This window comes from Streptomyces sp. NPDC002044 (assembly GCF_040296725.1).
GTDB classification, from domain to species: domain Bacteria; phylum Actinomycetota; class Actinomycetes; order Streptomycetales; family Streptomycetaceae; genus Streptomyces; species Streptomyces antarcticus.
On sequence record NZ_JBEOXU010000210.1, the window covers coordinates 1 to 8,306 of the forward strand.

The window sequence follows — 8,306 nt, forward strand, 5'->3', positions numbered from 1 at the left end:
GGGAGACCCCCCGGAACACCGGCCGGGGCGGCAGCCGACCGGGTAGACGTGAGGCGGACTTTTCGTGACCCGGATCGTGATCATCGGCGCGGATCCGCCGCGGGCCGGGCCGCGGGCGCCGGAGCCCGGCGCGGGAGCGGCCGACGCGCCGGAGGCGAAGGGCACGGCGGAGCCGCCCGGGGCCGGTGTCGCGGTGGCCGCGGCAGGCTGCGGGCCCTCCTGAGAGGTGGGGTACTCCGTCACGCGTGGAATTCCGTCCGTTTGCGCTCGATGTGCGCTGCACTCAACTCGGTCAGTCGCGGTATACCCGCTCAGCGCCCGGGACACCACCGCCCCGGACATCCTCCCCCAGACTTCGTCCGGGGACCCCCGCCGAACTTCGCCCGGTGGACCCCGCCCCTCGTCAGTCAGTCCTGCCGGCCTCCGGTCAAGTCCCGTGTACGACAAGCCACTTGCGGATGTCCGGTCCGACCGGCACCGTCCCGCGCGCGCGACCTCGCGGAGGACGATCCTACGTTTCGAACCTGGGGGCGCATCAAGGGTCTCATGACGTCATGTGCGCCGGAGTGCGGTCCCAGTCCTCCGGCAGGGCCGGGACCGTCCAGGCCGGGTCCGGCCGCCAGTCCTGCCAGCCGTCGGAGAAGGGCGGCCCCCAGGAGCCGATCAGCTCCACCGCGGCCCGCCCCGCGTCCCGGACCCGCCGCGCCTGCGCCCGGTCCATCAGACCGGCCCGCTGGGCCTGCGCGAACTCGTCCTCGTCCAGCCACGTCCAGCTGCGGTCCGGGTGCACGGCGATGTCCAGGAAGTGGTCCTCGGAGTCGACCCCGCCCGCCCAGCGGGCCCGGGGCTCCTCCAGGTTCACGTACCAGTTCTTGAACCGCCAGCCGCGTTCCCAGAACAGCCATACGGAGAACGGGTCCCCGGGCCGCGCCAGCTTCAGCACGCCGGTGCCGAACCAGCGGGAGCGCACCGTCGTCCACGGCGCGGTGTAGCGGGTGGCGAGCGGTTCGGCGTGCACGGGCGTGCCGTCGGCCAGGACCGGCTTGACGCACTCGGTGCCCGGAGCCATCCACACGGCCAGCAGCTCGTCGGTGTCCCGTACGACGGTCACCGGGCGGCAGATGTGCACCCCGCCGCGGAGGCCCGGGGCGTTGTCGCGGTAGCGCCAGAGGATCTGCTCCCCGGGCGCCCAGCGCGCGGCCCGCGCGGCGCCCCGCTCCGCGCCGCCCGCGGGCCGGAAAGTACCTGTCATGCGCAGATCTTAGGGCGGCACCCCGCGCCCCCGCTGCGGTGCAGGTCACGGAGGGGTTCGGCGACGGAATTCGACCGGATCCGGACCCTGCGCGGGGGGCGGGGACGGTGCGTCAGGGGCGGGTCATCCGCAGCACGTCGAGAGCCTCGTCCAGCTGTTCGAGGGTGAGCGCGCCCCGGTCCACGTAGCCGGACTCCAGGACGACCTCCCGGATCGTCTTGCGTTCGGCGAGCGCCTTCTTGGCGACCTTGGCGGCCTCCTCGTAGCCGATGTAGCGGTTCAGCGGGGTCACCACGGAGGGCGAGGATTCGGCGTACTCCCTGGCCCGGGCGGTGTTGGCGGTGATTCCGTCGACCGTGCGGTCGGCCAGCAGGCGGCTGGCGCTGCCGAGCAGCCGGATCGATTCGAGGAGGTTCCTGGCCATCACGGGGAGCATCACGTTCAGCTCGAAGTTTCCGGCGGCGCCCGCGACGGCGACCGCGGCGTCGTTCCCCATCACCTGGGCGGCGACCATCAGGACGGCCTCCGGGATGACCGGATTGACCTTCCCCGGCATGATCGACGAGCCCGGCTGGAGATCCGGGAGATTGATTTCGGCCAATCCGGTGCGCGGTCCGGAAGCCATCCAGCGCAGATCGTTGGAGATCTTGGTGAGCGAGACGGCGACCGTGCGGAGCATGCCCGAGGTCTCCACCAGCGCGTCCCGGGCGCCCTGGGCCTCGAAGTGGTTGCGGGCCTCGGTCAGCGGCAGCCCGGTGGCGGCGGCCACCTCGGCGATCACGGCAGCCGAGAAGCCGGGCGGGGTGTTGATCCCGGTGCCCACCGCGGTGCCGCCCAGCGGCAGTTCGGCCAGCCGGGGGAGGGCCGCGCGGAGCCGTTCGACGCCGTAGCGGATCTGGACCGCGTACCCGCCGAACTCCTGTCCCAGGGTGACCGGGGTGGCGTCCATCAGGTGCGTCCGGCCGGCCTTGACGACGTCGGCGAACTCCTCGGCCTTGCGCTCCATGGAGGCGGCGAGGTGCTCCAGGGCCGGGATGAGCGCGCCGGTGACGGCGGCGGTGGCGGCGATGTGGATGGAGGACGGGAACACGTCGTTGGAGCTCTGGGAGGCGTTGACGTGGTCGTTGGGGTGGACCTCGCGGCCGAGCCGTTCGGCGGCCAGGGTCGCGATCACCTCGTTGGCGTTCATGTTGGACGAGGTGCCCGAGCCCGTCTGGAAGACGTCCACCGGGAAGTGGTCGTCCCAGCGGCCGTCGGCGACCTCCTCCGCGGCCGAGCGGATCGCCTCGGCGATGTCCGGGTCCACGACGCCGAGGCGCGCGTTCACCACCGCGGCCGCGGCCTTGATGCGGGCGAGCGCCGCGATGTGGGCGTGTTCCAGCCGCTGCCCGGAGATGGGGAAGTTCTCCACCGCGCGCTGGGTCTGGGCACGCCATTTGGCGTGCGCGGGCACCCGTACGTCACCCATGGAGTCGTGCTCGGTCCGGAACGCTTCGGCCTGCTGGTCCTCGGTCATGTTCGTGGCCTCCTCAAAAAGTTGAGCAATTGTCTTGTTCGAAGTGTTCCCAACTCCCCTACCGGCCAGTAAATACCGTGGGTAACACTGACATCCGGGGAGGCGTTCATGGCACGTGCCGTAACGAAGTCCAGGCTCAGATCTACCGTCGTCGCGGTCGCGGCGTTCGCGGCCGCCCTCGGGGGCGTCACCGCCGTCACCCCCATGGCCCAGGCGGCCGTCCCCGCCGCACCCGCCGCCGCGGCCACCCCCCTCCCGCCCGAACTGGAGGCGATCCGCGCCGCCGAGTCGGTCCGGATCTACGGCGACGCGGCCGTGCGGCCGCTGAACCAGCGCAAGACCGGCCTGATCTCACTGGGCGACAGCGAGATCTCGGGCGAGGGCGTCGGGAACTACGACCCCGCCACGAACACGCCGAACAACCAGTGCCACCGCTCGCCCGACTCGGCGATCCACCGCACCGGCATCCCGGCCGACCTCACCTTCAACGTCGCCTGCTCCGGCGGGTACACCGGCAACATCAGGATCGGCGGCTCCAAGCAGTACGCCGACGAGCTGGTGCAGAGCGACAGCCTGGCCATCAAAGCACGCAACACGAAGATCAAGATGGTCCTGCTCGTCGCCGGGGCCAACGACGACCTGCAGTTCGGCCCCGTCATGACCGACTGCGTGACCCGCTGGGTGCTCATCCAGGGCGCCTGCGAGCCCAAGTACGCCCCCGGCTGGCAGGCGCGCGTCGACGGCCTGAAGCCCAAGGTGGAGTCCACCGTCGCCGACCTCAAGACGGTCATGCGCGACGCGGGTTACGCCGACACCGACTACAAGCTGGTCCTCATGGGCTACCCCAGCCCCATCGGCCCCGACTTCCACGACAACCCCAACTTCCCCGGCAAGCTCCCCGGAGGCTGCGCCGGATACGACTCCGACGCCACCTGGGGCCGCAACTACGCGGTGCCGACCTTCGAGAAGGGAATGCGCGCCGCGGCCCTCGCCTCCGGCGCGGTCTACCTGGACAACTCCCGTCTCTTCCACGGCCACGAGGTCTGCATGGAGGACCCCTGGGCCCGTGGCCTCTACCTCGACCTCGCGGACCACTTCCCGTGGGACGAGAACACCGCCCGCCAGTCCTTCCACCCCAACTACCGCGGTCACGGCGCGTTCGCGTCCTGCCTGACCCAGCTCTACACCTCCGGCCTGCGCGAGGGCTCCTGCGCCGACCCGGCGAGCACCGGCACCCCGGTGCTGCAGGCGGGCGCCTGGGACGACCTCTACAAGCCCCTTCGGAACGAGGCGACGGCCAACTGCCTCGACTCCTCCGGCGGGTCCAGCGCCAACGGCACCAAGGTCGTCGGCTGGGACTGCCACGGCGGCCGCAACCAGACCTGGTGGTACGACACGGCCCGCAGGTCGGTTCACCTCGGGCTGACCCAGGACCGCTGCCTGGACGTCCCCGGAGCCGCCTACGGCCCCGGCACCGGCCTCGTCGTCTGGAACTGCCACGGCGGCGCCAACCAGAGCTATGTCCGCGACGGCGCGACCCTCCGGCCCGCCGCCTCACCGGGCCTGTGCCTGACCGTGGCCGCCGGCCGCGACCCGCTGCGGCTGCAGACCTGCAACGGGTCCGCGAACCAGCGCTTCGTCTGACGACCCCGCACCCCCGCACCGCACTGACCGCCCGGTAACACCCCCGCCCCGTCACACCCCCGCCCCCCACGCCCGGCCGGCGCACCCCGGCCGGGCGTCACAGGTCCCGCAGCAGCTTGCGCACCTCTCGCGGCCGGTTGGTGATCAGCGTGTCCACCCCGAGCCGCACGCACAGCTCGACATCCTCCGGCTCGTCCACGGTCCACACCCGTACGGCCAGCCCGCGGGCCCTCAGCCGGCCCACCAGCCCCGGATCGCGGCGCACGAGGTCGATGCCCGGGCCCGCGTGGGTCGCGTACGGCGGGCGCACCGGGCGCAGCCGCCGCTCCATCAGGTACACGGCGGGCAGACCGGGCGCGAGCCGGTGCAGACGGGTCAGGGCGGAGCGGGAGAAGCTCATCACCTCGACCCGGCCCGAGGCGCCGTCGGCCAGCCCGTACTGCTTGAGCACCCGCACCAGTTCCGCCTCCAGCAGGCCGCCCGTACGCGTGGGGTGCTTGGTCTCGACGGCGAGCCCGACCGGCCGCGGCGCCGCCAGGGCCTCCCGCAGCAGGTCCTCGAAGAGCAGCACCCGGGCCCCGGTGTGCCCCTCGCCCTTCCAGGCCCCGAAGTCCAGCGCGGAGAGCTGCGCGTACGTCAGCGCGGAGACCGCGCCGCGCCCGTCGGAGGTCCGCTCCACGCGCCGGTCGTGCACGCAGACCAGCCGGCGGTCCGCGGTGAGCCGCACGTCGCATTCCAGGGCGTCGGCCCCGTCGCCGATCGCCTGCCGGTAGGCCGCGATCGTGTGCTCGGGGTGCTCGTGGGAGGCCCCGCGGTGGGCGACCACCCGGAGGGCGCCGGCAGGGCGGGCGGTACGGATCGCGGTCATACGGAAATCCTTGCAAACCGGGATGAACGGGCAGCGGCGGCGCCGTGTCCCCGACGTTAACCCGATGCGGGCCGTCTCCCGGCGCGGGCGCGGTGGTGTCGTGGACGCGCCGCGCGGCTCCGCGCGGCTCCGAGGGCGCCCGGAGCCGCGCGGCGGCGGACGCTACATGCCGGGGCCGCGCACCGGGATGTGGGTGAACGTCGTTGCGGGGGACGGGTCCTGGAAGAAGTCGTTGCCCTTGTCGTCCACGACGATGAAGGCCGGGAAGTCCTCGACCTCGATCCGCCAGACCGCCTCCATGCCGAGCTCCTCGTACTCCAGGACCTCGACCTTCTTGATGCAGTCCTGCGCGAGCCGCGCCGCCGGGCCGCCGATCGAGCCGAGGTAGAAGCCGCCGTGCGTGCCGCACGCGTTCGTCACCTGCTGGGAGCGGTTGCCCTTGGCCAGCATGACCTTGGAGCCGCCGGCCGCCTGGAACTGCTCCACGTACGAGTCCATGCGGCCGGCCGTCGTCGGGCCGAAGGAGCCCGACGCGTAGCCCGCGGGGGTCTTCGCGGGGCCCGCGTAGTAGACCGGGTGGTCCTTCAGGTACTGCGGCATCTCGGCGCCCGAGTCCAGCAGCTCCTTGATCTTGGCGTGCGCGATGTCGCGCGCCACGACCAGCGGGCCGGTGAGGGAGAGGCGGGTCTTGACCGGGTGCCGCGTCAGCGTCGCCAGGATCTCGTCCATCGGCCGGTTCAGGTCGATGGAGACGACGTCCGCCGCCTCGCTGAGGTGCTCGTCCGTGGTCTCCGGCAGGAAGCGCGCCGGGTCGGTCTCCAGCTGCTCCAGGAAGACCCCCTCGGCGGTGATCTTCGCGGTGGCCTGGCGGTCCGCCGAGCAGGACACGGCGATCGCGACGGGCAGCGAGGCGCCGTGCCGGGGCAGGCGCACCACGCGCACGTCGTGGCAGAAGTACTTGCCGCCGAACTGCGCCCCGATGCCGATCCTCTGGGTCAGCTCGAAGACCTGCTGCTCCAGGGCCTCGTCGCGGAAGCCGTGGCCGAGCGGCGAGCCCTCGCGGGGCAGTTCGTCCAGGTAGTGCGCGGAGGCGTACTTGGCGGTCTTGAGCGCGTGCTCGGCGGAGGTGCCGCCGACCACGATCGCCAGGTGGTAGGGCGGGCAGGCCGCCGTGCCGAGCGAGCGGATCTTCTCCTCCAGGAACTTCATCATGGAGGTCTCGTTGAGGACCGCCTTGGTCTCCTGGTAGAGGAAGGACTTGTTCGCGGAGCCGCCGCCCTTGGCCATGAAGAGGAACTTGTACGCGCCGCCGTCGGTCGCGTACAGCTCGATCTGCGCGGGCAGGTTCGAGCCGGTGTTCTTCTCCTCCCACATGGTGAGCGGGGCCATCTGCGAGTAGCGCAGGTTCAGGCGGGTGTACGCGTCGAAGATGCCGCGGGAGAGGGCCGCCTCGTCGCCGCCTGAGGTCAGCACGTTCTGTCCGCGCTTGCCCATCACGATGGCCGTACCCGTGTCCTGGCACATCGGCAGGACGCCGGCCGCCGCGATGTTCGCGTTCTTCAGCAGGTCCAGGGCGACGAACTTGTCGTTCGCGCTCGCCTCCGGGTCGTCGATGATGCGGCGCAGCTGGGCGAGGTGCGCGGGGCGCAGGAAGTGCTGGATGTCGTGGATCGCCTCTTCGGCGAGCGTGCGCAGCGCCTCCGGCTCCACCTTGAGGAACGTACGTCCGTCCGCCTCGAAGGTGGACACGCCCTCGGCGGTGACCAGCCGATAGGGGGTGTTGTCCTCGCCCAGGGGCAGCAGGTCGGTGTACGCGAACTCCGGCATTGGGGCCATTCCTCACTCGGCAGACAGCGCTGACGACCAATTGGCAGCGCAGTCCACCAGCGTAGGACCTCCCGGTCGGGGGATGCTTGTGAGGTAAGGCTCACTCGGCAGTATCGCGATCTATCGTGTCTCGCTATGCTGGGCGGCGTGGACCTGGAAAAGCACCCCGCCGCCCCCGCACCCGAGCCCGCCCCGGCCCCGGTGCCCGCCTCCGCGCCCGCGCCCGCGCCCGGTCCGGCGCCGGCATCGGCACCGGCCTCCGCGCCCGGCCCGGGCGGGCTGCGCGCCTCCGACGCCGACCGGGACCGGATCGCCCAGATCCTCGGCGACGCCGTGGCCGAGGGCCGGCTGACCCCCGAGGAGCACTCCGAACGCCTCGACGTGCTCTACGCCGTCAAGACGGTGGGGGAACTGGACGTGCTCGTACGCGACCTGCCCGCGCCCGGCGGCGCCCACGCCGCGCCCGCGAGCCCGCTCGGGTCCTCCGGGGCGTCGACGGGTCCGGTGGAGACGGTCGTCGCCGTGTGCAGCAGCTCCGCCCGCAAGGGCCGCTGGCGGCCGGGGGCCCACACCCGCGCCGTCTCGGTCATGGGCGACATCAGCATCGACCTCACCGAAGCGGTCTTCGAGCAGCAGGTCACCGAGATCAACGTGACGTGCGTGCTCGGCAACGTCGACGTGGTGGTCCCGGAGAACGTCACCCTGCGCGGCTACGGCAGCGGCGTCCTCGGCAACTTCGAGGTGCGCGGCGAGGCCCGCGGGGAGACGGACCCGCAGGCGCCCGTGGTGATCGTCCGCGGCTTCGCGCTCCTGGGCAACATCGAGGCACGCCCGAAGCCGGGCTCCCGGCTGGTCGACCTGGCCCACAGGCTCCGCAAGCGCCGCACCGGCTGACTCCGCAAGCGCCGCACCGGCTGACTCCCCAAGCGCCGCACCGGCTGACTCCGCCACGGCCGGGCGATCCGGCCGCCCGCCTTCCGCCGCCGCCTTCCGGCCGCCGCCCTTCGGCCGCCCGGCCGGGGGCCGGCCGCCGCCCCTGGCCCCCGGCCGAGGGTCCTTCGGGGTGGCCCGGTGGCCCCCGGTACGGCGAGTTCCGGCCTCGGTGTCCCGGCGGTCCCCATGGGCCCGCCGGGGTCCGCCCGGGCCGCGCCGGCGCCGCCGCTGCGCCGTCACCCCGCCGCCGCTTCCGGCCCCCGCAC

General features: G+C 72.6%; 7 protein-coding genes. 3 read left to right on the top strand and 4 right to left on the bottom strand.

Translation table 11 applies throughout. The features are described from left to right. Positions 1–64: 64 nt before the first annotated feature. Positions 65–223: a hypothetical protein gene (locus ABT106_RS29665; protein WP_351283501.1), complete on the top strand. Its 159-nt coding sequence runs from the start codon at positions 65–67 to the stop codon at positions 221–223. A gap of 321 nt (positions 224–544) precedes the next feature. Here the strand turns inward: ABT106_RS29665 and fomD are convergent, their stop codons facing one another. Both fomD and ABT106_RS29675 read right to left on the bottom strand, forming a co-directional pair. Beyond that, a complete protein-coding gene (gene fomD, locus ABT106_RS29670) occupies positions 545–1,252 on the bottom strand; it encodes a cytidylyl-2-hydroxypropylphosphonate hydrolase (RefSeq protein ID WP_351283503.1) in 708 nt (235 codons plus the stop codon). 112 nt (positions 1,253–1,364) lie between these two features. Beyond that, positions 1,365–2,768 (bottom strand): class II fumarate hydratase, encoded by a 1,404-nt coding sequence (locus ABT106_RS29675; RefSeq protein ID WP_351283505.1) that lies wholly within the window; start codon positions 2,766–2,768, stop codon positions 1,365–1,367. Positions 2,769–2,876: 108 nt separating this feature from the next. Here ABT106_RS29675 and ABT106_RS29680 point away from each other — a divergent pair, with 108 nt between their 5' ends. Next, entirely contained in the window at positions 2,877–4,412 is a 1,536-nt protein-coding gene (locus ABT106_RS29680) for a ricin-type beta-trefoil lectin domain protein (protein ID WP_351283507.1), read from the top strand. Positions 4,413–4,509: 97 nt separating this feature from the next. Here the strand turns inward: ABT106_RS29680 and ABT106_RS29685 are convergent, their stop codons facing one another. Further along, positions 4,510–5,280 (bottom strand): glycerophosphodiester phosphodiesterase, encoded by a 771-nt coding sequence (locus ABT106_RS29685; RefSeq protein ID WP_351283509.1) that lies wholly within the window; start codon positions 5,278–5,280, stop codon positions 4,510–4,512. Between the two features lie 162 nt (positions 5,281–5,442). Further along, positions 5,443–7,116, bottom strand: a complete 1,674-nt coding sequence (locus ABT106_RS29690; RefSeq protein ID WP_351283511.1) for a fumarate hydratase — start codon at positions 7,114–7,116, stop codon at positions 5,443–5,445. 138 nt (positions 7,117–7,254) lie between these two features. Between ABT106_RS29690 and ABT106_RS29695 the strand changes: the two genes are divergently transcribed. Then, a complete protein-coding gene (locus ABT106_RS29695; RefSeq protein WP_351283514.1) occupies positions 7,255–8,001 on the top strand; it encodes a DUF1707 SHOCT-like domain-containing protein in 747 nt (248 codons plus the stop codon). Positions 8,002–8,306: the final 305 nt, after the last annotated feature.

What these genes read in the sequence shown, in the direction of transcription:
- ABT106_RS29675 (WP_351283505.1), bottom strand. Translation starts at nt 2,768, where the DNA reads ATGACCGAGGACCAGCAGGCCGAAGCGTTCCGGACCGAGCACGACTCC.
- ABT106_RS29685 (WP_351283509.1), bottom strand. Translation starts at nt 5,280, where the DNA reads ATGACCGCGATCCGTACCGCCCGCCCTGCCGGCGCCCTCCGGGTGGTC.
- ABT106_RS29690 (WP_351283511.1), bottom strand. Translation starts at nt 7,116, where the DNA reads ATGGCCCCAATGCCGGAGTTCGCGTACACCGACCTGCTGCCCCTGGGC.
- ABT106_RS29680 (WP_351283507.1), top strand. Translation starts at nt 2,877, where the DNA reads ATGGCACGTGCCGTAACGAAGTCCAGGCTCAGATCTACCGTCGTCGCG.
- fomD (WP_351283503.1), bottom strand. Translation starts at nt 1,252, where the DNA reads ATGACAGGTACTTTCCGGCCCGCGGGCGGCGCGGAGCGGGGCGCCGCG.